This is a genomic window from Thermoanaerobacter sp. RKWS2, assembly GCF_026240795.1.
GTDB classification, from domain to species: Bacteria; Bacillota; Thermoanaerobacteria; order Thermoanaerobacterales; family Thermoanaerobacteraceae; genus Thermoanaerobacter; species Thermoanaerobacter ethanolicus.
This window is the reverse complement of record NZ_CP110888.1, coordinates 986,466-1,010,441: the sequence shown is the minus strand read 5'-3', so window position 1 is coordinate 1,010,441 and position 23,976 is coordinate 986,466. Positions and strand designations below refer to the sequence as shown.

The following is a 23,976-nucleotide window of genomic DNA, read 5'->3' as shown; positions in this document are numbered from 1 at the left end:
AATCACCCTCCATTTTATATGTTTTTCCCTAAAATTATAGTTATATCAACATTACTGTCTCCATTCGTATCTTCCACTACAATAGCATTTTTTAAAATTTTCTTCAGATCCTCTACTATTTTTTTATCATCAGTCCTATTGATTATCTGAGTAGTGTTGTAAGTGGTACCTATTACATTTCCTATCTTCACTACATCATACCCTTGTTGTTTTAACAAATCAGCAGTCTTTGTAGCAGCTCCTGGTATACCACCGCCATTTAAAACTTCTATTTTTATGTCTTTTTTATTAGCTGCGATAGCAGTATCATCTCTTTCATCATTTAAATTATCCATAAATTGTAATACTTTTTGTGGATCTGTGATATAATAAGCAACCCCATCAATGTACTGAGGAGTACCAGGCACAGTAGCTGTTTTTATATTGTCTTTGTCAAGTTTTAAAAGATAATCTGCATACTTTAACATAGTAGTAGGTGGTATGTTTGTTTCTACGTATTGATTTATGGTTTTTAATATACGATGAATTTTTAACAAAGTACTAGGGTCTTTAGCTTTTTGAAACATCGCTAATAAAAATTCCCTTTGGACTTTGACCCTTTCTAAATCCTGTTCTGCATACCCATGTCTAAATCTCACCAACTGTAAAGCCTTCTCTCCATCCAAAAGTTGAACACCTTTTTTTAAATGAATATGAAGATTCCCTGCATTGTCATCATAATTCATGTCCATCGGTACGTTCATCTCTACTCCGCCTAAATCGTCTACTAATTGTTTAAAACCTTCATATCCAATCTTTACATAATAATCAACAGGCTCTCCAATAAGCTGTGACACCATATCCATCGCCAGTTGAGGTCCACCTATGGGATAGGCAGCATTTATCTTTTGTGTCCCATATTTGTCAAGTTTAATCATTGTATCTCTGGGAATAGATAAAATATAAGCTTTGTTAGTTTTAGGATTATAAGATAATAATATCATAGTATCAGAACGCCTTGGATCTGTTGGCGATGTTTCATCAACTCCCAAAACCAATATATTTATTTTCTGAATTGCCTCTGAATTTTTGTTTTCACTATTTTTATTCATCAAAGAAACATCTAAGGGGTTCAAAGACTTTAAATAGATATATCCTCCTACTCCTACAGATAATAAACTCAGCAACAATAACATTGATACAATCTTTATAAATTTTTTCATTTACCTCCACTCCCAAGTTTCAAAAGAATATGATTTCGAGCTTTTACTGTTTTCTCATAAAGAAGTAGTCCCCTCTCTAAAACATAACAAATTGTTCTATCAAAAGACTTTAACAAAGCAAGGTCTAAATTTTCCTCAGCTAATCGCCTTAATTCCTCTACTCCTTTAAAATCTCTATTAGGCTCTATATAATCCGCAAGAAATACTACTTCATCCAAAAGGCTCATATTGACATCACCAGTAGTATGAAGAGCAATTGCCCTTTTTATTTCTTGATCTTTTATTCCAAAAATTTCTTCTACCAAATGTGCACCTATAGGACCGTGTAAAAGAAAAGGCGCATGAATTAAAATCTCATCTAGCTCAATTCTATATTTTTTAGCAAGTTTTAAAAGGTCATCATCAGAATAGCTTTTAGCGCAATCATGCAATAATCCTGCTACTTGTGCCTTTTCGACATCAGCTCCATATTTTATTGCAAGATGCATTGCGGTTTCCATTACTCCAATAGAGTGTTTAAATCTTTTTTCATCTAATAACTCTTTTAATCTCTTTTTAAAAAATTCTATGTCATACCCCATTTTCGTCATCCTCTTTGTATAAACCGTATTTTTGAATATATCTTTCAACAGACTCCGGCAACAAATACTTTATAGGTCGTCCCCCTGCTACTCTTTCCCTTATATCAGTTGAGGAGATAGCCAAAGAGGGAACAGTCACTTTGTAAATGACATTTCCATAAAGTTTTCTAATTTTTTTTAATTCTTCATCTATTTTACTACCTTCAACTCCTGGCCTAGTTGCAGCAACAAAATTACACATTTTCAGAAGCTCATCCGCGCTTTTCCAAGTCAAAATTTCTAAAACAGCATCTGCTCCTGTTATAAAATAAAGTTGCGTACTTTCCCCATAAATTTTTTTAAACTCTTTGATAGTATCAATAGTATAAGTATACCCTTCTCTGTCAATTTCAATCGTCGATACCTCAAAAAAAGGATTAGTTATTGTAGCAAGTATAGTCATTAAATAACGATGTTTTTTATCTGTCACCTTTCGCTTTACTTTATGAGGCGGGTTACCTGCTGGAACAAAAATCACTTTGTCCAATTTAAATTCAGACCTTACCGCTTCAGCAGTAACTAAATGACCATAATGAATAGGGTCAAAAGTGCCTCCCATTATCCCAAGTCTAAGCTCCCTTTCCAAGTTACTATCCCCCAATTTATATTTCTTTTATATTATACATTATACATCAAAAGAGGTAAATTGCACAAGCTTACCATGAGCCCTCATTAAAGTAATAATAAAAGTGGAATCAAATTCCACTTTTATTCATAGTATTCAAATTCAAAATCTCTCACATTTATTGTATCGCCACTTTTAAATCCCTTTTCCTTAAGAGCATCTATTACCCCGCTCTTTCTAAGAAGCATTTCAAAGTACCTTAAAGAATGCTCATCTTGTAAATTTACTCTTTTTAAAAGTTTGTCAATTTTTGTACCGCTAAGATAATAGGTATTATCTTTTACTTCTATATTGAGAGTTTCTTCCTCTTCAGGAGGTGTATAAACAATAACTTCTGATACTTCCTTTATCTCCTCAACCGGAATAGAAGAAAGAATTTCTATAGTCTTGTCCAAAAGTTTGTCAATACCCTCTTTTGTCAAAGCAGATATAGGATATACATCATAACCTCTTTTTTTAATTTCTTTTTCAAAATCAGGGTAATTTTCTCTACCACTTTGTAAATCAATTTTATTTGCAGCAACAATTTGAGGCAAAGTAAGTAATCTTTCACTGTAGAGTTTAAGCTCTTCATTTATCTTCTCAAAATCTTCTATAGGGTCTCGTCCCTCATTTCCAGATACATCCACAACGTGTATCAACATTTTTGTCCTTTCAATGTGCCTCAAAAAGTCATGACCTAATCCTTCGCCTCTGTGAGCTCCTTCAATTAAACCTGGAATATCTGCCATTACAAAAGATTTCCCTTTATACTCTACAACTCCTAAATTGGGTGTCAGGGTAGTAAAAGGATAATTGGCAATTTTAGGCTTTGCTCTTGTGCAACTGGCTAAAAGAGTAGATTTACCTGCATTTGGGAATCCTATTAATCCCACATCAGCAAGAAGCTTCAACTCCAATCGTACCCACATTTCTTTGCCTTTTTCACCGCTTTCAGCAAAACGAGGAGTCTTCAAAGTAGAAGTAGCAAATTTAGTATTCCCTCTTCCTCCCTTACCTCCCCGTAAAACAATAGCCTTTTGATTAGGTTTTACAAGGTCAGCTATGATTTCTCCTGTTTCATCGTTAATTATCAAGGTTCCTACAGGAACTTTTATGTACAAATCTTCTCCGTTTTTGCCATATTGATTTTTACCTCTACCATTTTCTCCGTTTTGCGCAATGTACTTTTTTCTGTATTTAAAATCTAACAAAGTAGACAAATTAGGATCTGCTACAAATATTACATCTCCACCTTTTCCTCCGTCGCCACCGTCCGGCCCACCATAAGCAACGTATTTTTCCCTTCTAAAAGATATAATTCCATTTCCACCGTCTCCAGCTTTTATGTATATCCTTGCCGTGTCTATAAACATTCTTTCACCTGCCTTCCTTTATAGTATATACTTTTCAAAATTTTTTACCCCTCTAAGATATTTTTTATAATCTCTTCTGCATTCTCGGAATTAAAAATATCTCTTTCTCTATTAAGGTGGTCAATTGCAATGTGAAGAGATTCAATCACTTTATCTAATTTCCCCAGTTGAGCATACCCTAATACCACTTGTAAATCATTTAAAAGTTCATGTCTGCTTCGTTTGATGTAGTCTACCAATAACTCCACATCTGACACCATTTTTCCACCACTTTCTATTATTATTTATGAAAAAATCCTGGTATAAACCAGGATTTAATTCTGCGCAACTTTCCTTTCTGGATAAACACTTACTTGTTTTTTGTCGCGGCCTTTTCTTTCAAAAGTAACATATCCATCAATTAATGCAAAAAGTGTATCGTCTTTTCCTTTTCCTACATTTACACCTGGATGTATTTTAGTTCCTCTTTGTCTTACAAGGATATTACCAGCTAATACAAATTGGCCATCTGCCCTTTTTACTCCCAAACGCTTAGATTCACTATCACGACCGTTTCTGGAACTTCCAACACCCTTTTTATGAGCAAAAAGTTGGAGTTTCATTTTTTGCACCTCCTATCCATAACCCTTACATATTCAGGATAATCCGCTTCAATATCTTTAAGGCCTAAAACCATAGTCTCCAGAATAGCTTTTAATCGTATATCATCTTCTGCCAAACCTTTATCAATAATGTCAATCTGCAAATCGCCACTTTCTATTTTTTTCTTTATTTTAACAGTTTTTAACGCCTCTATTCCCAGCACCGCTGTCTGAGATATAGCAGAAACAGCTGCACATATGATGTCCTTTCCGTACTCATCGAAACCTGCATGTCCTTTTATATTAAATTTATAAATATCCCCTTTTGGATCTCTCAATATTTCTACTCTAATCATGGCTTACTGAATTATTTTTTCAATCTGTACTTTTGTGTAAGGTTGACGATGTCCTTGTCTTCTTCTATAATTTTTCTTTGGCTTATACTTAAAAACTCTTATTTTTGGTCCTTTCCCATGCTCTAAAACCTTGGCATTAACCTTAACATTTTCTAAATAGGGTTTGCCAAACTCTACATTACCGTCCTCTTTTGACACAGCCAAAACTTTGTCAAAAGAAATAACTTCTCCTTCTGGATAATTTAATTTTTCTACTGCAAGAACATCTCCTTCACGAACCATATACTGTTTTCCGCCAGTTTCGATTATTGCGTACATCTTTGCACCTCCTCCATCCAGTCTCGCCGGGAAACAAGGTAAAAATTTAAAAACCCGTCCCGAGCGGCCGCAAGTGATATTTTAACATAATAAAATATCACTTGTCAATTAAAAATCGACTAAAGAGTTTGTGTTCCTTTTTCTTCCTCCTCTTCCTTGCCATCGCTTTGTTCCTTCGTTTTTTCTTCCGCTAATTTATAGTTTTGCAATTCTATAACCTTTTGATTCAATTCTTCCTTTTCTTTTTCCAATTCTTTTATCCTATTGTTAAGTCCTCTTATCGTTACGCTATAGCGAATTTGTCCAAACAAACCTATTGTCCCCACAATTATAGCTCCAATAGCTGCTGACAATAAAATTACTAAAGCTTGAGAAATTGAATAATGCCAATACAAAAAACTTATATCCACAGGTCCAGCATTAGAAATAGCAAAAATCGCTACTATAATTGCGAATATCAAAGCTAATATTGTATAATATTGCCCCTTCACAAAATTCACCTCCCCCATCTTCAGTAACACTCATTAACACCTTTCTACCTTTATGATAAATTATACAAATTATTATTGTCAATAAAAATTATAAATTTTTCGATAATGACAAAAACATCATTGTTTACTTTTATCATTTAATTGATAGAAAAAGTTTTTATGTTGAAACTACTCCAGTAGTTGTGTTAAAATTGATTACAGTGAGCAAAATGCTCACCTGGGTCGCAGTAACCCCAGTTAACAAAACAAAGGAGGTAATTTTGTGTCCAAAAAAGAATAAAAGATCTAGCAGAAATTGCTCTGGTCGCGGCAATTTATTTTGTACTCACAGTTATATTTTCTTCTATTTCATTTTTACCCCTTCAGTTTCGCGTAGGGGAAATTACAAAATCCATTGTAGTATTCAATAAAAAATATGCCATTTCCATGATGATAGGAAATTTTTTTGCAAATTTGTTTAGCCCATTTGCTGGCACAATGGAGCTAATTTTTATGCCTCTTTCAAACTTAATCGGTTGTACAATTGGATACTACATTGGAAGAGCTACTCACAAATTGGTAGGTGTTGTATTCGTAGCTCTTTGGATTGCAGCATCTGTTGGAATCACTTTAAATATCTCTGCCAATATACCATTTATTCCAACTTTCTTAAGCGTAGGATTGGCTGAAACTGTACTTTTGGTAACGGGATATTTTTTGCTTTTTACAATTGAAAAGAAAGGAGTTGTGAAATTTGACAGATAAATATAAAGAGAGAAGATTTGACACTTACGGTTATGAAAAGATTGACAAAGAAGTTTTAGAATCGATTGAATATGAATACCCTGAAAAAAATACTATTGTGGAATATATCACTAATGAATTTTCTTCTGTTTGCCCTTGGACAGGATTACCTGACAATGCAAAACTTACTATAAGATATATACCTTCTAAAAAATTAGTAGAACTTAAATCTTTAAAGTATTATCTCACCTCCTATAGAAATGTAGGTATACTGCAAGAACATGCTATAAATAGAATTTTAGATGACTTAGTTGAACTTCTACAGCCAAAATTTATGGAAGTAATAGGTGAGTTTCAAGAAAGAGGTGGAATAGCCACGAGAATTGTGGCAAAATATGAAAAAGAAAAGTAGATATAAAGCTGCCCAAAAATTTCCTTGGGCAGCTTTTTCATATTGATTCTTTATTCAAATTCTATCTCAAAATGGCCATATTTTTTGTTATTGTCAACAACAACTTCGAGATCTACATTAAATTTCTCTTTGTAAAATTTTACAATTTCCTTTTCTGCCACGATTTTAACAACTTTATCATTCCCTTTTATGTAGATTTTTCGCACTTTTATATGTCGCAACACTCTCTCTATATTATTCCTTAATCTTTTGTAGATGTACTCAGTTGAATAAACCATCCCTTCCCCTTCACATATAGGGCATTTTTCTTTAAGGTATGAGCCTACTTGCGACCTCACTCTTTTTCTTGTCATCTCAACAAGCCCTAATTGAGTATACCCTAATACACTGCATTTTGTCCTGTCTTTTTGGAGTTCTTTTTTGAAAAACTCCAGCAAATCCTTTCTAAAATTTTCATTTTTCATGTCTATAAAGTCAATAATAATTATTCCACCAATATCTCTTAACTTAAGCTGCAGGGCAATTTCTTCTGCTGCTTCAAGATTGGTCTTGTATATTGTCTCCTCTAAAGAAGATTTTCCTACGTACTTTCCTGTGTTTACATCAATTACAGTAAGAGCTTCTGTTTGGTCTATTATTACAAAACCTCCACTTTTTAACCATACCTTTTTTTCTAACAATTTCTCAACTTGAAAATCTGCTCCATAAATCCCCATTAAGTCTCCTTCTTCATAAGTAACTGAAATATTTTCCTTTCCTACATTTTTTAAATATCTTTTTATGTTCTCATACTCTTCTTTGTCGTTTACCACAATTTCATCTACCTCATCAGAAAGCAAATCCCTCAAATACTTAATTGCAAAATCCTCTTCTTTGTATATCAAAGAAGGAAGGGGAGCATTTTGAAAATCTTTTTGTATTTTCTCATACAAGCGAATTAATTCGTCTAAATCCTCCCGCATTTGCTGTTCTGTCGCCTCTAATGCAGCTGTTCTGACAATTATCCCCATACCATCAGGTTTTAATTCTTTCACAATTTCCTGAAGCCTTTTCCTTTCCCCTTCTTCCTCAATCCTATGGGAAATTCCGACGTAGTCGACATTAGGCATTAAAACGACATATTTCCCCGGCAAAGAAATATTAGCGGTCACTCTGGGATTTTTCATGCCTACTGCTTCTTTTGATACTTGAACCATTATTGGTTGGCCTGGTTTTAAAACTTGTGTAATGCTTTTGGGTAAATTTTCTTGTTGAAAAAGCACATCGTCAGAAAATAAAAAAGCGTTCTTACCAATTCCAATATCTACAAAGGCCGCCTGCATACCTTTTAAAACATTTTGAATCTTACCTTTATAAATATTTCCCAAAATATTTTTTCCATCTCTTTTCTCTGGATGGTACTCCTTTAGCTTCCCATTTTCTAATAAAGCAATTTGACTCAAATTTTCATCAATGTCCAATATAAGTCTTTTCAAAATTTTCACCCCGTACTTATTCTAAAATCATATTTTTTCTGTGAAGTTTATAAAAGTCCATATCAAACAAGTCTCCAATGTAATCATTCAAAGCTTTTAATAAATGCAATGGATTAGGAGCTCCCTCTCCTAATTTTAATTTTATATAAAATTTAAAATAATCTTCTGCCTCTTCAATTACCTTTAATTCCAAAACATAAGGTCTTATATTTACCATTTTTCTGCCACTTTTACTCTCTTTTTCTATCTCAATTATATCTCTTTTCATAAATTCTTCTATTTTATTTTGAATATCTTTAATACTTTTTTTAACATTGACTTGCAAAATATACTCTGCTCCTTTTATTTTTGTAGAAAGCGCATCATTTAATTCTACCTCATAACTTTCCACAATTTCAATACCAGGTGGTAACACTTTGTTCATCTTTTTTCTGAATTCTTCAGGAGAAATATCTTCTTCCACATCTATATCCATATAATCTCCTTCTGTCGTTGCTCCCACCACAAGTGCAGGCCCAAAAGAAATTTTGGGATGGGGATTAAATCCTTGTGAAAAAGCCACTTTTATATCGGCTCTTCTCAAAGCCCTTTGAAATACTCGCAAAAGGTCTAAATGGGAAATAAATTTGACTCTTTCATCTTTTGTATATTTATTTCTTAGACGCTTCAAAACATACTACCCCCTCATCAAAGTCCTTTACTCCACAACCTGTACAATAGAGCCTGCAGTCAGGTGTAATTCTTCCTTCTTGAGATTTTTTATATTCTCTAATCAAATATCTTTTATCCACCCCAACGTCTATTACATCCCATGGAAATACTTCTTCTAAACTTCTTTCTCTATTGGCATAAAAGTGAGGATTTACACCTACCTCCTTAAAAGCCTCTTCCCATTTGTCATAATTAAGATATTCTTCCCATCCGTCAAATTTGCATCCTTTTTCCCAGGCTTTTATTATAGCTTTTCCTACTTTTCTATCTCCTCTTGAAATAACAGCCTCTAAAAAACTCATATAAGGATTGTGCCAATTGTACTTTAACACTTTACTCTTAAGTTTCTTTTTTAGCAAGTCTTGCTTTTCCATTATATCTTTAATGCTGTCTTGAGCTGTCCACTGAAAAGGTGTAAAAGGTTTAGGCACAAAAGTAGAAGTGCTTATAGTGACTTTTAAATTCTTCACATTCCCTTTTACTTCTTTGTAATTATCCACTATTTTATAAGCCAAATCCACTATTCCCTCTACATCCTCCATCATCTCTGTAGGAAGACCAATCATAAAATAAAGTTTGACATTTGTCCATCCTGCAGAAAAAGCCTCTTTTGTCGCCTCTAAAATATCTTCCTCTGTAATCCCTTTATTAATTACGTCTCTAAGTCTTTGTGTACCAGCTTCTGGTGCTAAAGTAAGACCTGTTTTTCTAACTTTTTGTATTTCTTTTAACAAATTTATAGATACAGCGTCTACTCGTGTAGAGGGTATAGAAACTCCAACTCCTTTATCCATATATTTATCAATCAGTTTTTTGACTAAGTCTTCAATTTGAGAATAATCACAAGTACTTAAAGAAGTTAAAGATATTTCCTCATACCCTGTAGATTTTATAAGCTTGTCCGCTAAATCTAAAATTTTTTCCTTTGATTTTTCCCTCACTGGCCTATATATCATGCCAGCTTGACAAAATCTACAACCACGAGTACATCCTCTAAAAATTTCTAACATTATTCTATCGTGAACTATGTCCATAAAAGGAACAATTTGCTCCTCAGGATGATACACATTTTCAAAATCTTTAACTATTCTTTTCTTTACCTTTTCAGGCACTCCTTTTTTAATAGGCCTTATCTCTTTTATTGTTCCATCTTGATTGTATACTTCCATATAGTACTTAGGAACATATACTCCTTTGATTTGAGAAACAATTTGTAAAAATTCTTCTCTTTCTCCTCCTCTTTTCTTCCAATCTATATAAGCGTCAATAATTTCATTTATGACCTCTTCTCCTTCTCCCATTACAAAAAAGTCAATAACGTCAGATAAAGGAGCAGGGTTATAAGCACAGGGTCCACCAGCAATGACAAAAGGTAACCCTTTCCTATCTCTTGATAGGATAGGAATACCCGCTAAGTTAAGCATATTTATTACATTTGTATAACTTAACTCATACTGGAGAGTAAAACCTATAAAGTCAAATTTATCTAATGGGGTTTTTGTCTCTAAACTAAAAAGAGGAATGTCATTTTCCCTCATGAGTTTTTCCATATCCAACCATGGCGCAAAAACCCTTTCACAATATACGTCTTCTCTTTTGTTTAAAAGATGGTATAAAATTCTAAGCCCCAAATGAGACATTCCCACTTCATATACATCCGGAAAAGCAAAAGCAAACCTTACTTTGACTTCCTCCGGATTTTTTATAGAAGAATTTAATTCTCCTCCTGTGTATCTTGTAGGTTTGCTTACTTTCATAAGCAAAGCATCTATTTTATCCTTTAAGTTATTCATCTTCCTTCCTCCATAGTCATTTTATAATCTCACCAATTGGTAAATACAATCCATGTTCTACCGCATATTCAAAAAGCTGAGTCTCGGTTATTCTATATTTTTCCCTAAATTTGTCGTCTAATATTATTATAACATGGTATTTAGCAGGTATAAAACTTTTTATAACATTTGCAATTGTCTCCTTTTCTAATACTGCTATATGATGTACCCCCATCAATCCTTTTTTGTAGAACTCTGCTTTTTTCCTAAAAAGATCTCTCATTTGCAAAAAAGCTGATGCCTTTTTCTCTTTATTTGCCGCGACTACTAATAACACCGATAAAAAAGCATAAACAACATTTAGCTTCCAATTGAATATGCCTTTTAGAAGAAGATATAACATAACGAGAGAAATAGCATAGGAAGAAAAAACAGCAGTCGCAATAGCACTTCTTAGGCTAATAAAATATGACAAAACACTTTTTAAAACCCGTCCTCCATCCAAAGGAAGCCCTGGCAGTAGATTAAAAAAAGCCATTGCAATACTAGCTTTTATAAAATAATCCATGTCTATTTGTAAAACTTGTGAAATGAATTCTCCAAAAAAAGCAAAAAAAATATTGGACATAGGTCCTGCCAGTGCAACTAACACTTCTAAGTCTGGTCTTATAAACACTATGCTGTCCAAAAGAGCAATTCCTCCAAAAGGATAGATATTGACTTGTAGCACCTCTACTTTTAGTTTCTTGGCAATATAAATGTGTCCACATTCGTGAACGAAAACTGTAGCAAAAATAGCAATTAATTCTTTTATAAATCCCGTTGCAATTAAAAGTAATGCAAATGCAAAAGTAGAAAAATGTATTTTTACTTCAATCCCTCTAAATTTCATTTTGCGCCTTCACTGGCAGCATCCCCTATAACAACCTTTGTCAAGGGGTCTACTGGCTTGCCATTTTCCCAAACTTCAAAATGCAAGTGAGGAGCAGTGACTTTCCCAGTATCGCCTGTCTTCCCAATTATATCCCCTTGTTTTACTTGGTCTTTTTCTTTCACTAAAATTTCTGATAAATGAGCATAGACGGTCCTTACATCATTAGCATGCCTTAAAACTATGACTTTTCCAAAATCCTGGTTTTGCTCCTCCACTAACATTACTACCCCATCTAATGCTGCCTTCACTTCTGTTCCAATAGGAGCATCTATATCAATACCAGTGTGATTTGTCAATTGGTTTGTAATAGGATCAACCCTCATTCCAAAGCCAGAGGTTACCTTTCCAGTAACAGGTGCAATCATTTTGATAGAAGCCTGAGAAACATCAGAAGAAGTTTTATTTTCTGAAGTTTTTTCTTCAGTGGGAGAAAAAACTTTTATCACACTTTCTTTAAGCCAAGGAATCTTACTTTGAACTAATTTTAACCCTTTCTTTGTGTTTTCGTAATTCATATCATAACTTAGCGCACTTTTAGTAGCATTTATAAAAGAGTTAGCTATAGGCACGTCAACTGCTTTAAAAAGCAAAATCATTCCTAATAAAACTAATGAAATAATTAATTGATTTTCAAATAGCTCTGCATACTTTTTGTAAGTGCTAAATTTTTTGGGAGAATAATAAGGAATTCGTTGGTATTTCATGATATATGCCTCCTTCTATGTTACATTTTATTTTGAAGGAGGCATTATTATGATAAATTATTTTATTTATCTGCTATTTCTCTCCACTCTAAAAGTCCTTGCTCCATTCCCTTCAATAAAACTTCTGCAGTAGCAATATTAGTCGCCAATGGAATAGAATGCACATCACAAACTCTAAGCAAAGCCAAAATATCTGGTTCATGGGGTTGAGCCGTAAGTGGGTCTCTTAAAAAAATCACCATATCAATCTTATTTTCAGCAATCATTGCACCAATCTGTTGGTCTCCACCAAGAGGGCCGGGTAAAAGGCAATTTACATTTAGACCTGTCGCCTCCTTGATAAGTTGTCCTGTATGGCCTGTTGCGTATATATTGCATTTTTCAAAGATATGCTTATAGGCAATTGCGAAATTCACCATAAGTTCTTTTTTTGGTCATGGGCTATCAAAGCTATATTCATAGAAATTCCCCCTAAAAGTTTATCTTTTGCCTTCTCATGCTTATATTTTCTAAAAGCCCTATTGCCATCATGTCTGCTACCATTGCACTTCCCCCATAGCTCATAAATGGAAGAGGAATACCTGTGATTGGCATTATCCCAATAGTCATCCCTATATTTTCAAAGATATGAAATGTAAACATAGCAATAATTCCTACGGCCACGAGCATTCCATATTTATCCTTAGCATTATAAGCAATCTTCCAAGCTTTATACAGCATAATGGCATAGAGAACTATCAGTATAGATGCCCCTATAAACCCTAATTCTTCCCCTACAACAGAAAAAATAAAGTCTGTCCATGCTTCGGGAAGATAATAGAGCTGAGTTTGGCTGCCGTGAAAAAGCCCCTTCCCCCAAAACATTCCTGAACCGATAGCAATTTTAGACTGAATCACATGATAACCTGTTCCCATTGGGTCCAGTTCCGGATTTAAAAAGGATAAAAGTCTATTTCTCTGGTAAGGTTTTAATAGTTTGTATCCAATAGGCAGCAGGGCAATTCCTAAGGCAAAAAGCTGTGTCAATACCTTTGTTCTTATCCCCGAGATATATACTATCGCTAAAAAAATTGCAATAAATACAAGCCCTGTCCCTAAATCCGGCTGCAACATCACCGCAACAAAAGGAATCCCTACATAAACCATTGGCCACAAAAGTTCTTTAAAGGTCTTTATTTCTTCCGCCTTGCTAAACATATTCGCCAAAGTTAGCACTAATGCCAACTTAGAAAATTCGGAAGGCTGAAGATCCACAGGTCCTAAACTTATCCAGCTTTGTGCACCGTTACTTACCTTTCCTGTTGCTAAAACTAGTACAAGACCAAAAAGGTTGAGAATATATATAAAAGTAGAAAACTTAGCAAGAATATTATAATCAAAAAGACATATTAGAGCGATAGAAATAAGTCCTATTAAAATTGCCGCAGACTGAACAATAACTTTTTTGTAGGAACCCGTCTGAATTGCATGAGAAGCACTTGTCACTACAATAACGCTATATATAGAGATTAAAAGCACAACAATCAAAAGTCCCCAGTCAAAGTTTTTTAAAAGTTTTTTATCAAACACTTTAATCCCCTCTTTTTCAGCAATCCAACTTGTATTATACCATATAAAAGAGATTTTCACTATATAAAAAAACTGGCCTACGGCCAGTTATCTTATCACCTGTTTCATTTTCTTTATAGGAATATTCGCATGAAGAGCAGGCATATAGGTATTATCACTTCTTTTTTCTTTTGTAATTTCTACATTTAGTCCTGCTTCATCAATATCCACGTAATTAGAAATAACGTTTAATATGTCTTCTTTTATCATTTCCAAAAATTTAGGAGAAACGTCCGCCCTATCATGGACCAATAAAAGTTGTAACCTTTCTTTTGCTATATCTTTACTGTTGTTTTTTCCTCCAAAAGATTTAAATAAATCCACAAATCACACCTCCTAAAAGCGCTAAGCCAGCTTAAAAAGCTTTTTGAGTCTATCCATAAATCCATTTCCTATATCAAGGTTAATTAAAGGCACATTATTCCCTAAAAGTCTTTCCACCAAATTTCTATAGGCTTGTCCTGCTAATGACCTCTCATCCATAACAATCGGTTCACCTTTATTGGAAGAAATAATTATATTTTCATCATCAGGAATGACACCTAAAAGGTCAATAGCTAAAATATCTATAATATCTTCAATATCCATCATATCTCCTCTTTTGACCATATCCATCTTAATCCTGTTTATAACTAACTTAGGATTGTGAAGTTCCGCAGCCTCTAAAAGTCCTATAATCCTATCAGCATCTCTAACCGCTGAAACTTCTGGAGTAGTTATGACAATTGCTCTATCAGCACCTGCAATTGCATTTCTAAATCCTTGTTCAATACCTGCAGGACAATCTACTAATATATAGTCAAATTCCTCTTTCAAATCTCCTATTAATTTTTGCATTTGCTCTGGAGTAACAGCAGATTTATCTCTTGTTTGAGCGGCAGGTAAAAGATATAGCCCATCAAACCTTTTGTCCTTTATCAAAGCTTGCTTTAATCTGCACTGCCCCTCTACTACATCAACAATATCATACACAATTCTATTTTCCAATCCCATCACTACATCAAGATTTCTTAAACCTATATCAGTATCGACTAAAGCAACTTTATAACCTTTCATAGCAAGGTATGTACCAATATTTGCAGTAGAAGTAGTTTTCCCAACTCCACCTTTTCCAGAAGTTATAACTATTGCTTCGCTCATCGTACCACTCCATTCCATTAATATTATTTTTTAGAATATTTTACCATAAATCATTGAGATGGTAAAGAGGTTTTACAATAATTTTACCTTTTTTAACAACTGCAATTTCGGGATAATCACTGGCATCATCTTTATCTGGAGCCCTGGAGATAACATTAGCTATTCTAAGCTGCATTGCTCTTAAGGAAGAAGCTACAATTACAGCCTCCTTATTGCCAGTAAATCCCGCATGAGCTATTCCCCTCAACGTCCCCATAACAACTATATTACCGGCAGCTTGTACTAATCCTCCAGGATTCACATCCCCAATTATTACAAGATTACCATGGTATTTCACAACCTGTCCTGACCTAACAGTACCTTTATGAAATTTTGTTATCCCCTCTTCTAACCCATTAAATATTTCGTCATCTGTCACATTTTTTATATGTTTTTCTTGAAAATTTTTTACCCGCACCTCAATGCCGTATTTATCAAAAATAAAGTCTTTTAATTCTTGTAATTTCTCTTCTTTGACGTTTAAACTTTTTACTCTCACAGTAAGAGTTGCACCCTCAAAAAATTTAAGAGATTTCTCAATTCTATTCACTATTTTCTCTTTTAGTATTTCAATATCTACATCCTCTTCTAATACAATTACCAGCCCTTCTTTTGTCCCTTGAATTTTTATTGCTTCTTTTATCATAATCTACCTCCGTAAAACACTCGTTATTATCTATATTCTCCACAAATCGTAATTTTCCTTCTTGTTAAAGAAAAAAAGAGGATAAAATATCCTCACCCACAAATCATCTTATAGGCAAATTTATCACATTGAAGGTTTCACCTGTATTATTCTTACTCAATCCAAAATAAGCATCAAAAATATCCCTCGCTACATAACCTGCGTAAGAACCATGTCCTCCTTGGTATATAACCGCAACTACAACTATTTGAGGATCATCATAAGGAGCAAAGCCAACAAACCAAGCATAATTAGCCCTTCCAACTACTTCTGCAGTACCTGTCTTGCCCCCTACAGGAATAGGAAAATTGCGAAAAGCACCGCTTGCAGTACCTCCTCTTTCAGTTACTCCTTTCATACCTAACTTTATAGCATCGAGGTATTTCTTGGGAATATGAATTCTATCTAAAACTTCTGGCTTTGTTTCCTCAACAATTTTTCCATCTGGGGACACAATTTTATCAACTAAATGAAGTTTATATCTAATTCCTCCATTTATTAATGTAGACACATAACTAGCAATTTCTAAAGGAGTAAACTGATTATCTCCTTGTCCTATTGCTGCACTACAAGTATCTGTCAAGCTCCAATGTTTTGCATAATACATCATTTCCCATAACTTTCTTTGAAGCTTTGTATCTTTTATACCCATCTTTTCTAATTGTAAAAAGGTATTATAGTCACTCAAATTCCCTTTATCAATGATTTCTACAATTTTTTGATACTGTTCTTCCGTTATAACTCCATCTGGATTTGTATCTGTTTTCACCATTGATTTTATCAACCCAAGATAATATTCTCTTTTATATTGTGGACTTGCAATAACACCTTTTGCTTCATACAGCTCTATTCCTGTTTTTTGGTCTAAACCAAATTTCTTGGCATATTCGACTATTTTATCTATTCCCATTCTTCTTCCCATTTCATAAAAATAGGTATCAGTAGAATATTTAATTGCATCAGAAACATTCACCCAACCTTGTGTCCGTGGCCATAGCCAGTTACGCTGTCCTGTATAAGGATATATTCCTGGGTCTAAATATTTTTCATCAACTGTTGTGACACCAGTGTCTAAAGCTGCGAATGCAACAGCCATCTTGAAGGTAGATCCTGGAGGTACTGCTCCTTGAGTTGCATAATTGAAAATAGGACTTGGATCAGCTGTAGCATCTCTTGATTTAAAAAGTTCATTTACTACATCTTTAGGGGGATTGCCAGTAGCAAAAATGTTTGGATCATAACCAGGGATACTGGCTAATGCTAAAACTTTTCCTGTGTTTACATCTACAACCACTGCTGCTCCAATATTAGCAGGAAAAGACTCGCCATATTTCCCCTCTCTTATATTTTGCATAGTTGTGATAAGAGATTGTTCTGCCGCCTCTTGAATATTTTTGTCAATGGTTAAAAATATAGTATCACCTGGTACAGGAGGTTCTGTCCCTAAATTCTTTATTAATCTTCCATAATTATCTACTACTACTTGTTGTCCACCATCTTTTCCTCTTAAATACTTTTCATACAATGCTTCAAGTCCAGAATGCCCAACCAAATCTGTAAGCTTGTATTTACTCATATCCAAGTTTTTTAAATCTTCTTGAGTAATTCGACCAATATATCCTAAAGTTTGGGATAATAGTGTTTCATAAGGATAATATCTAACAGGTTTTACATTTATCATAATTCCTGGCAATTCTAAATGTTTTTCCTCAATCTCGGCAACTGTTTTTTGATCGACATCCACAGCTATTTCTACTGGCTGATATTGATTATAGCCTTGTTCTTCCATTAATTGACGCACAACCATTATTTTTCTCGCTTCTATTGGATCCATATCCTTAGGTATTTTAAATTTTTTTATCAAAATATCCCATGCCTCTTTAGCAGTAGCATTTTCATTTATGTTATTAGCTTTTTTCCAGGCTTTTTCTCGAGTTTTTAAAGTTTCTTCTTTTACTGATACTTCATCTGAATTTTTAAAATTGAAATAAGGATTTCCATTTTCATCTAAATAGATAGGCAAATCATCTTTATATTTTACATTATTCTTTGTCAAAATATCCATTAATTTTAATATAGTCTCGTTAAGGTGACTATCAACTACTTCTCCTTTTATAATATCTACAGAAAAGCTTGGTCTATTTGTGGCTAACTTTACTCCATATCTATCAACAATTTCCCCACGAGGAGCATCAATAGGTATAAGTCTAATTGCTTGCCGCATTGATATTTCTCTATAATAGTCGCCTTTTATCAGTTGTAAATAAATTAAGCGGGAAACTAAAACGACAAGAATGGCAAGGATAATAGCTCCAAAAGTATAAAACTTTTTTTAAGGCTCTCATTCAAGGATATCACCTTCAAAATTTGCCTTTCCTAAAAAAATTTACTTTATTTTCATTAACATATCTGTTAAAGGAAACTAAATATCTATAGGCAAAAGCAGTAATTACAGAATTATAAACCGCCTGTATCATCGCAACATTCATAAAATCTGATAAGAAATTAAACTCATACTTCATCAAAACCATTGAAAACATCGTTATAAGGTTATAAAGAAGGGTTCCTAAAAAGACAAACACAAAAGCCACAAAAGAACTTTCTTTAAAAACACTTTTGCTTAAAAGCCCTGTAATGTAGCTGACAATGAGCAAAGAAAAAGTAGTAACCCCTAGAGCATTATTAAAAAGAATGTCTTGAATAAGCCCGGCAAAAAGACTTAAATAAATTGCTTCCCAAGAGCCATTTAAAAGCGAAAAACTTAGTACTACAATAAAAGCTGCATCTGGTTTGACGCCAAAGATATCTATAAATCTGAATAAAGTTGTTTGTAAAACAATTAACAAAACAATCAATAGATATTTGTATACTTTTCTCATAATACTCTACTTCCCTGTATTTGTTGTATTAGTAACTACAAAAACATACTCCAATCTTTCAAAATCAGCGGCTGGTTTTATGACGGCTTGTTTTAGCAAAGAACCTGGGTCTCGAGTAACTTTTGATACTTTTCCTATTATCAAACCTTTTGGGAATCTACTCATACCAGAAGTAGTTACTACATCACCTTCTATCAATTCGGCATCTAAGGGAAGATATATCATGATAAGTCCACCGTTTGAATCTCCTCTTACCACACCATTATCACGAGTTCGTACATCTACAGCGCTTACAGAACTATCTCTATCTATAATGGCTAATACCTTCGCCCAATTGTCTCCTACTTCAGTAATCTGTCCCACCATATTGCCTCTCTCGTCTAAAACTGCCATGCCAGGTTGTATACCCTCATTTTTGCCTTTATCAATAGTAAAAGTATTAAACCAATTTCCTGAATTCTTTCCTGTTATAGTAGCAAGTTTTAAATCTAGTTCAACATTTTCTGTTTTAAAATTTAAAGCTTCTTTAAGCCTTTTATTTTCGTTCATTAATTCCTGTAACTGAATATTTTCTTTTCTCAGTTTTTCTACTTCTTTTTGAAGTTTTTCATTTGTTGCCCTTAAAGTACCTATCTCACTAATTGAAGAAAACAAATTAGAAATCCCCTCTCCCATTTGATAGAAAACTTTTTGAATGGGAGTAAAAACAGTTCCAACTATAGATTCCACTTTAGTAACATACCTTTCGGTATCATAAGTATAAGCCATGGCGGCAATAAGCGCCACGGCTATCAAAAAAAACAAAATAAATTGCTTATTATTTCTAAAAAAGCGTGGCACGCCAATAACACCTCTCAAGCTCTACTTGCCGGACTTAAAACTCTCCTAAAGAGGGAACTTTCCTCTAAAATTTTCCCTGCTCCAAGTGCCACACAATCCGTTGGCTGATCAGCTATTTGTACAGGCATTCCTGTTTCCTCTCTTATGAGCTTGTCTATGCCGCTCAAAAGAGCACCACCGCCTGTTAACATAATTCCTCTGTCCATGATGTCTGCTGCAAGCTCTGGTGGAGTCTTTTCAAGAGTCATCTTTATAGCTTCAATTATACTAGATATTGGATCTTTTAAAGCTTCCAAAATCTCAGTTGAAGTAATCTTTAAAGTTTTTGGAAGCCCAGACACTAAATCCCTTCCCCTTATATCCATAGTTTCTTCTTTATCCTTTGGAAAAGCTGAACCAATTTGTATCTTTATCTCTTCTGCAGTCCTTTCTCCTATCATGAGGTTATATTCTCTCTTTATATAATTGATTATGGCTTCATCCATTTCATCTCCGCCAACTCTCAAAGACTTGCTGGTAACAATTCCTCCAAGAGAAATTACAGCCACATCTGTAGTACCACCGCCTATGTCTACAACCATACTGCCAGTTGGTTCTTCAACAGGAAGGCCTGCACCAATTGCTGCAGCCATAGGCTCTTCTACTGTATGAGCTTCTTTCGCCCCTGCTTGTAAAGCTGCTTCAATAACTGCTCTTTTCTCTACTTCCGTAACCCCTGAAGGTATACCAACTATAACTCTAGGCCTAAATAATCCTTTTCTTGGATTAACTTTACTTATAAAGTGATCCAACATAGCCTTAGTTATATCAAAATCAGCTATTACACCATCTCTCATAGGCCTTATAGCGATTATGTTTCCAGGAGTTCTACCTACCATCTTTTTTGCTTCTTCTCCAACTGCAAGAATTGTCTTCGAATCTGTCCTCATCGCCACAACGGATGGCTCTCTTAAAACAATTCCCTTACCTTGTACATATACCAAAGTTGTGGCAGTACCTAAATCAATTCCAATATCTCTGGAAAATCCTCTCATCTGTGTATACTCCTTCCTATTTTATTCAAACTCATAATACCCCTTTTCTTTAAGACTTATACCTCTCCCATCCCCAATTATAACATGATCTAAAACTTTTATACCCAGTATATTTCCCCCTTCTACCAGCCTTTTTGTCACTTCTATATCTTCTCTGCTAGGAGTAGGGTCTCCACTGGGGTGATTGTGAACTAAAATTATAGAGGAAGATGACCTTTCAATTGCAGCCTTAAATACTTCTCTTGGATGCACAATGGAAGTATTTAAACTACCTATAGATATAGTCTCTATTGCAATAACTTTATTCTTTACATTAAGCATTATCACTTTAAAATGCTCTTTCGTCAAATACCTCATTTCATCCATCATCAAATTTATGACATCTTCTGGCGATGTTATTGTGAAACTATCACTTCCCGTAGATAACATCATTCTGCGTCCTAATTCTACTGCAGCTTTTAGCTTTACTGCCTTAGCTACACCAATTCCTTTTATGCTGGCAAGCTTTTCTACGCTTGAATCTACAATGAATTTAAGCCCTCTATCTTCCATTATAAGCCTTTGCGCTAAAGTAATCGCACTTTCTCTTTTACTTCCTGTCCCTATTATTATAGCTATCAATTCGGCATTTGACAATACTTGAGCTCCATGTTTTATAAGTCTTTCTCTGGGTCTTTCCTCATAAGGCAAGTCTTTTATCATGATTTTCGCATCCTTGCCCAATACTTTTCACCCTTTCAAAGTAACCTCACATCAAACTCTCTTTTTAAAATATCAAAAAGTTTTGAAATTGGAAGACCTACCACATTAAAATAATCTCCTACAATCTTTTCAACAATAAGAGCACCAAATCCTTGTATAGCATATGCTCCCGCTTTATCATAACATTCGCCAGTATCTATATAATTAAATATTTCCTCATCTTGTAATTTTTTAATCCAAACTTTTGTCTCTTCAAAATCACTTACATATTTAAAATCTTCAGTCCTAACAATAGTAATTCCTGTATATACTGTATGAACTCTTCCTTGTAAGCTTTTAAGCATAATATAGGCTTCATCTCTATCCTTTGGTTTTCCTAAAACTTTATCTCCAATTACTACAATAGTATCAGCACCAATTACTATAGCTTCTTCCTTTAATTTTTTAGCAACCAACATGGCTTTATTAAAAGATAAATCCATAACATATCTTGAAGGATGCTTTTCATTTGAAAACTCCTCTACATTACTTTCGATCACTTCAAAGTCGAGTCCTAAATTTGAAAGTAACTCTCTTCTTCTTGGCGATTTAGAAGCGAGGACAATTTTCATTTTATCACCTACATTTTGTAATAAGCGTATATTGCAAGAATTAATCCTACTACAGTCCCTATGTTTATCTTAACAGATAATAGAAAGGAAAATTTAATAAAATTCAGATCCAAAGTAAGAGGATTGCTCATACCTATTATTTGTTGATAAGCTAATTCTTTAAAAAAATGTGCCAATAGGTCCCCTAAAAAACCTCCTAAAATTAGTCCTACGACAATTAAAAATACCAATGTCCAAGGACTTTTGCCTCTTCTCAATTTCTTTCACTCCTTAAGTTGTATTGTCCTCATAAACTACCATTCTTTTTTATTATATCACAAATTATATACATTTCTATAACTAACTTTAAAATAAAAAAATGGTAAAGCTCCCAATAAAGTATTGGAAGCTTTACTATTAATTAAATTTATTTTACCAAAGGATACAATTCCTTCTTGGAATAATGAGTGTGGAGCAAGTGATGAGACTTTTCGCTTAAAGGACTGCCCAAAAATTCTTCATAAAGTTTTTGTATTGCAGGATTTTTGTGAGATTTTCTGATAGGCAAGTTTTTATCTGCTTCGTAAATAGCCTTCGCTCTTAATTCTTTTACTTTTTCCATTTCATTGGGATTGTGGATCGGCTGACCGCCTCCCATTATACATCCTCCTGGGCAGCCCATTACCTCTATGAAGTGATACTCTACCTCGCCAGCTTTTACTTTGTCAAGAAGTTTTTTCGCATTTCCTGTTCCATTTGCTATGGCAACTTTTATGTCCATACCATCTATTCTTATAGTAGCCTCTCTTACACCTTCTAAACCTCTAACTTCTTCATAATCAAATTTGTCTAAGTCTTTCCTTTCTACAATATCTGCAACTGTTCTTAAGGCTGCCTCCATAACTCCACCTGTAGCTCCGAATATCACTCCTGCACCAGTAGACATTCCAAGAGGTTCGTCGTATTCTTCATCTTTAAGATTTACAAAGTCAATGCCCATTTCTTTTATCATTCTCGCTAATTCTCTTGTCGTAAGAACAGCGTCCACGTCTTTTATGCCATTATGCTGCATTTCTGGTCTTTCAATCTCCAATTTTTTAGCTGTACATGGCATAATAGATACTACATATATATCCTCAGGATTAAGCCCTTTCTTTTCTGCATAATAACTCTTTACCAATGCCCCCATCATCATGTGAGGAGACTTACAAGTTGAAAGATTGTCTATAAATTCTGGATAATATTTTTCACAAAAAGCTATCCAACCAGGGCTGCAGGAAGTTATCATAGGAAGTTTTCCGCCATTTTTAAGCCTTTCAAGAAGTTCCGAACCTTCCTCCATTATAGTCAAATCTGCTGCAAAATCCGTATCAAATACCGCATCAAAACCCATTCTTCTCAAAGCTGCTACCATTTTTCCTGTAACAATACTTCCTATAGGCATACCAAACTCTTCACCTAATGCTACTCTTACAGCTGGGGCTGTTTGAGCTACCACATATTTTTTCTCATCTGCTAAAGCCTCGTAAACTCTTCTTGTATGGTCTTTTTCATATATAGCTCCTACAGGACACACTTGGATACACTGGCCACAACTTATGCAAGGAGAATCTTTTAAACTTCTGCCAAAAGAAGGTGCTACCATTGTTTTAAATCCTCTATTTACCATTCCAATAGCAAATACATTTTGAACTTGTGAGCATACTGCCACGCATCTTCTACAAAGCACACACTTATTTGGGTCCCTTACAACAGAAGGAGAAGCATCATCTATAGAATACTTTATATTTTCTCCTTCAAACCTTATTTCATCTACTCCTAATTTTTTAGACAATGATTGAAGCTCACAGTTAGTATTTCTAATACAAGTCAAACAACTTCTATCATGATTTGAAAGTATAAGCTCAAGATTTAATTTCCGCGCTTCTCTAACTTTAGGTGTATTTGTATACACTTTCATACCATCAAATACCGGATAAGTGCAGGAGGTTTGTAAATTTCTAACTCCTTCTATTTCAACTACACATATACGACAAGCGCCAATTTGGTTAATTTCCTTGAGGTAACACAGTGTAGGAATATCTATGCCTGCTTCTTTTGCTGCTTCCAATACCGTGTAATGGGAGGGAACTTCTACAGTGATGCCGTCTATCGTAACACGAACTTTGTCCATCTTTTAC

At 34.2% G+C, this 23,976-nt stretch carries 27 protein-coding genes and 2 pseudogenes; 2 read left to right on the top strand and 27 right to left on the bottom strand.

The genetic code is table 11. The features are described 5' to 3' along the window. Positions 1 to 14: 14 nt before the first annotated feature. From OEI98_RS05060 to OEI98_RS05020, 9 genes are all read right to left on the bottom strand, one after another. Positions 15 to 1,202 carry an LCP family protein gene (locus tag OEI98_RS05060; protein ID WP_004405279.1) on the bottom strand — a complete coding sequence of 396 codons (1,188 nt, stop codon included), beginning with the start codon at positions 1,200 to 1,202 and terminating at the stop codon, positions 15 to 17. After that, the gene (gene yqeK, locus OEI98_RS05055) at positions 1,199 to 1,783 is read right to left on the bottom strand and encodes a bis(5'-nucleosyl)-tetraphosphatase (symmetrical) YqeK (RefSeq protein ID WP_019907566.1); all 585 of its coding nucleotides are present in this window, start codon (positions 1,781 to 1,783) and stop codon (positions 1,199 to 1,201) included. The genes OEI98_RS05060 and yqeK overlap by 4 nt, the downstream gene beginning before the upstream one ends. Then, the gene (gene nadD / locus OEI98_RS05050) at positions 1,773 to 2,408 is read right to left on the bottom strand and encodes a nicotinate-nucleotide adenylyltransferase (RefSeq protein ID WP_003869551.1); all 636 of its coding nucleotides are present in this window, start codon (positions 2,406 to 2,408) and stop codon (positions 1,773 to 1,775) included. Before nadD ends, yqeK begins: the two co-directional genes overlap by 11 nt. Before the next feature lie 122 nt (positions 2,409 to 2,530). Next, positions 2,531 to 3,802, bottom strand: coding sequence for a GTPase ObgE (gene obgE, locus OEI98_RS05045; protein WP_003871562.1), 1,272 nt, complete (start codon positions 3,800 to 3,802; stop codon positions 2,531 to 2,533). A 44-nt stretch (positions 3,803 to 3,846) separates the two neighbouring features. Next, the gene (locus tag OEI98_RS05040; protein ID WP_028986104.1) at positions 3,847 to 4,062 is read right to left on the bottom strand and encodes a Spo0B domain-containing protein; all 216 of its coding nucleotides are present in this window, start codon (positions 4,060 to 4,062) and stop codon (positions 3,847 to 3,849) included. Between the two features lie 54 nt (positions 4,063 to 4,116). Continuing rightward, positions 4,117 to 4,404: a 50S ribosomal protein L27 gene (gene rpmA / locus OEI98_RS05035; protein WP_003868116.1), complete on the bottom strand. Its 288-nt coding sequence runs from the start codon at positions 4,402 to 4,404 to the stop codon at positions 4,117 to 4,119. Then, positions 4,401 to 4,739 carry a ribosomal-processing cysteine protease Prp gene (locus tag OEI98_RS05030; protein ID WP_003871518.1) on the bottom strand — a complete coding sequence of 113 codons (339 nt, stop codon included), beginning with the start codon at positions 4,737 to 4,739 and terminating at the stop codon, positions 4,401 to 4,403. The genes rpmA and OEI98_RS05030 overlap by 4 nt, the downstream gene beginning before the upstream one ends. Before the next feature lie 3 nt (positions 4,740 to 4,742). Continuing rightward, positions 4,743 to 5,057, bottom strand: a complete 315-nt coding sequence (rplU, locus tag OEI98_RS05025) for a 50S ribosomal protein L21 (RefSeq protein WP_003871517.1) — start codon at positions 5,055 to 5,057, stop codon at positions 4,743 to 4,745. A gap of 119 nt (positions 5,058 to 5,176) precedes the next feature. Then, on the bottom strand, positions 5,177 to 5,548 hold the full coding sequence (locus tag OEI98_RS05020) for a LapA family protein (protein ID WP_003871516.1): 372 nt from the start codon (positions 5,546 to 5,548) through the stop codon (positions 5,177 to 5,179). 276 nt (positions 5,549 to 5,824) lie between these two features. Here OEI98_RS05020 and OEI98_RS05015 point away from each other — a divergent pair, with 276 nt between their 5' ends. Both OEI98_RS05015 and queF read left to right on the top strand, forming a co-directional pair. Next, positions 5,825 to 6,292 carry a QueT transporter family protein gene (locus OEI98_RS05015; RefSeq protein WP_323053806.1) on the top strand — a complete coding sequence of 156 codons (468 nt, stop codon included), beginning with the start codon at positions 5,825 to 5,827 and terminating at the stop codon, positions 6,290 to 6,292. After that, a complete protein-coding gene (gene queF, locus OEI98_RS05010) occupies positions 6,282 to 6,683 on the top strand; it encodes a preQ(1) synthase (protein WP_003871514.1) in 402 nt (133 codons plus the stop codon). The genes OEI98_RS05015 and queF overlap by 11 nt, the downstream gene beginning before the upstream one ends. Before the next feature lie 50 nt (positions 6,684 to 6,733). Here the strand turns inward: queF and OEI98_RS05005 are convergent, their stop codons facing one another. From OEI98_RS05005 to OEI98_RS04920, 18 genes and pseudogenes are all read right to left on the bottom strand, one after another. Beyond that, a complete protein-coding gene (locus OEI98_RS05005; protein WP_266039951.1) occupies positions 6,734 to 8,167 on the bottom strand; it encodes an Rne/Rng family ribonuclease in 1,434 nt (477 codons plus the stop codon). 7 nt (positions 8,168 to 8,174) lie between these two features. Then, on the bottom strand, positions 8,175 to 8,828 hold the full coding sequence (locus OEI98_RS05000; RefSeq protein ID WP_003870963.1) for a TIGR03936 family radical SAM-associated protein: 654 nt from the start codon (positions 8,826 to 8,828) through the stop codon (positions 8,175 to 8,177). Next, positions 8,809 to 10,662 (bottom strand): TIGR03960 family B12-binding radical SAM protein, encoded by a 1,854-nt coding sequence (locus OEI98_RS04995; protein WP_266039948.1) that lies wholly within the window; start codon positions 10,660 to 10,662, stop codon positions 8,809 to 8,811. Before OEI98_RS04995 ends, OEI98_RS05000 begins: the two co-directional genes overlap by 20 nt. Positions 10,663 to 10,678: 16 nt before the next feature. Next, complete coding sequence (locus OEI98_RS04990) at positions 10,679 to 11,533, bottom strand: M50 family metallopeptidase (protein ID WP_004401658.1); 855 nt, start codon at positions 11,531 to 11,533, stop codon at positions 10,679 to 10,681. Beyond that, positions 11,530 to 12,279: a M23 family metallopeptidase gene (locus tag OEI98_RS04985; protein ID WP_003870966.1), complete on the bottom strand. Its 750-nt coding sequence runs from the start codon at positions 12,277 to 12,279 to the stop codon at positions 11,530 to 11,532. Before OEI98_RS04985 ends, OEI98_RS04990 begins: the two co-directional genes overlap by 4 nt. Before the next feature lie 62 nt (positions 12,280 to 12,341). After that, positions 12,342 to 12,739: pseudogene (mgsA, locus tag OEI98_RS04980) on the bottom strand (methylglyoxal synthase). Between the two features lie 11 nt (positions 12,740 to 12,750). Then, a complete protein-coding gene (gene rodA, locus OEI98_RS04975) occupies positions 12,751 to 13,848 on the bottom strand; it encodes a rod shape-determining protein RodA (RefSeq protein WP_266039945.1) in 1,098 nt (365 codons plus the stop codon). 87 nt (positions 13,849 to 13,935) lie between these two features. Continuing rightward, entirely contained in the window at positions 13,936 to 14,211 is a 276-nt protein-coding gene (minE, locus tag OEI98_RS04970; protein ID WP_003870969.1) for a cell division topological specificity factor MinE, read from the bottom strand. 21 nt (positions 14,212 to 14,232) lie between these two features. Then, positions 14,233 to 15,027 carry a septum site-determining protein MinD gene (minD, locus tag OEI98_RS04965; protein ID WP_003870970.1) on the bottom strand — a complete coding sequence of 265 codons (795 nt, stop codon included), beginning with the start codon at positions 15,025 to 15,027 and terminating at the stop codon, positions 14,233 to 14,235. A gap of 40 nt (positions 15,028 to 15,067) precedes the next feature. Beyond that, complete coding sequence (gene minC, locus OEI98_RS04960; RefSeq protein ID WP_003870971.1) at positions 15,068 to 15,712, bottom strand: septum site-determining protein MinC; 645 nt, start codon at positions 15,710 to 15,712, stop codon at positions 15,068 to 15,070. Positions 15,713 to 15,815: 103 nt separating this feature from the next. Then, positions 15,816 to 18,115 (bottom strand): annotated as a pseudogene (locus tag OEI98_RS04955) (penicillin-binding protein 2). Beyond that, entirely contained in the window at positions 18,112 to 18,630 is a 519-nt protein-coding gene (gene mreD / locus OEI98_RS04950; protein ID WP_266039938.1) for a rod shape-determining protein MreD, read from the bottom strand. Before mreD ends, OEI98_RS04955 begins: the two are co-directional and overlap by 4 nt. A gap of 6 nt (positions 18,631 to 18,636) precedes the next feature. After that, positions 18,637 to 19,470, bottom strand: coding sequence for a rod shape-determining protein MreC (gene mreC / locus OEI98_RS04945; protein ID WP_003870974.1), 834 nt, complete (start codon positions 19,468 to 19,470; stop codon positions 18,637 to 18,639). Positions 19,471 to 19,484: 14 nt separating this feature from the next. Beyond that, positions 19,485 to 20,504 (bottom strand): rod shape-determining protein, encoded by a 1,020-nt coding sequence (locus OEI98_RS04940; RefSeq protein ID WP_003870975.1) that lies wholly within the window; start codon positions 20,502 to 20,504, stop codon positions 19,485 to 19,487. Between the two features lie 21 nt (positions 20,505 to 20,525). Continuing rightward, entirely contained in the window at positions 20,526 to 21,206 is a 681-nt protein-coding gene (radC, locus tag OEI98_RS04935) for a RadC family protein (protein ID WP_003870976.1), read from the bottom strand. A gap of 35 nt (positions 21,207 to 21,241) precedes the next feature. Further along, positions 21,242 to 21,817: a nucleoside triphosphate pyrophosphatase gene (locus OEI98_RS04930; protein ID WP_266039934.1), complete on the bottom strand. Its 576-nt coding sequence runs from the start codon at positions 21,815 to 21,817 to the stop codon at positions 21,242 to 21,244. Between the two features lie 8 nt (positions 21,818 to 21,825). After that, on the bottom strand, positions 21,826 to 22,074 hold the full coding sequence (locus OEI98_RS04925) for a DUF4321 domain-containing protein (protein ID WP_003870978.1): 249 nt from the start codon (positions 22,072 to 22,074) through the stop codon (positions 21,826 to 21,828). Positions 22,075 to 22,223: 149 nt separating this feature from the next. Continuing rightward, entirely contained in the window at positions 22,224 to 23,969 is a 1,746-nt protein-coding gene (locus tag OEI98_RS04920) for an NADH-dependent [FeFe] hydrogenase, group A6 (protein WP_266039933.1), read from the bottom strand. Positions 23,970 to 23,976 lie beyond the last annotated feature (7 nt).

Coding starts and splice junctions, on each gene's coding strand:
- OEI98_RS04920 (WP_266039933.1), bottom strand. CDS start 23,969: ATGGACAAAGTTCGTGTTACGATAGACGGCATCACTGTAGAAGTTCCC.
- minC (WP_003870971.1), bottom strand. CDS start 15,712: ATGATAAAAGAAGCAATAAAAATTCAAGGGACAAAAGAAGGGCTGGTA.
- mreD (WP_266039938.1), bottom strand. CDS start 18,630: ATGAGAAAAGTATACAAATATCTATTGATTGTTTTGTTAATTGTTTTA.
- OEI98_RS04940 (WP_003870975.1), bottom strand. CDS start 20,504: ATGAGAGGATTTTCCAGAGATATTGGAATTGATTTAGGTACTGCCACA.
- OEI98_RS04995 (WP_266039948.1), bottom strand. CDS start 10,662: ATGAATAACTTAAAGGATAAAATAGATGCTTTGCTTATGAAAGTAAGC.
- minD (WP_003870970.1), bottom strand. CDS start 15,027: ATGAGCGAAGCAATAGTTATAACTTCTGGAAAAGGTGGAGTTGGGAAA.
- OEI98_RS05060 (WP_004405279.1), bottom strand. CDS start 1,202: ATGAAAAAATTTATAAAGATTGTATCAATGTTATTGTTGCTGAGTTTA.
- obgE (WP_003871562.1), bottom strand. CDS start 3,802: ATGTTTATAGACACGGCAAGGATATACATAAAAGCTGGAGACGGTGGA.
- rpmA (WP_003868116.1), bottom strand. CDS start 4,404: ATGAAACTCCAACTTTTTGCTCATAAAAAGGGTGTTGGAAGTTCCAGA.
- yqeK (WP_019907566.1), bottom strand. CDS start 1,783: ATGGGGTATGACATAGAATTTTTTAAAAAGAGATTAAAAGAGTTATTA.
- OEI98_RS04985 (WP_003870966.1), bottom strand. CDS start 12,279: ATGAAATACCAACGAATTCCTTATTATTCTCCCAAAAAATTTAGCACT.
- OEI98_RS04990 (WP_004401658.1), bottom strand. CDS start 11,533: ATGAAATTTAGAGGGATTGAAGTAAAAATACATTTTTCTACTTTTGCA.
- OEI98_RS04930 (WP_266039934.1), bottom strand. CDS start 21,817: ATGAAAATTGTCCTCGCTTCTAAATCGCCAAGAAGAAGAGAGTTACTT.
- rplU (WP_003871517.1), bottom strand. CDS start 5,057: ATGTACGCAATAATCGAAACTGGCGGAAAACAGTATATGGTTCGTGAA.
- radC (WP_003870976.1), bottom strand. CDS start 21,206: ATGATAAAAGACTTGCCTTATGAGGAAAGACCCAGAGAAAGACTTATA.
- OEI98_RS05040 (WP_028986104.1), bottom strand. CDS start 4,062: ATGGTGTCAGATGTGGAGTTATTGGTAGACTACATCAAACGAAGCAGA.
- OEI98_RS05030 (WP_003871518.1), bottom strand. CDS start 4,739: ATGATTAGAGTAGAAATATTGAGAGATCCAAAAGGGGATATTTATAAA.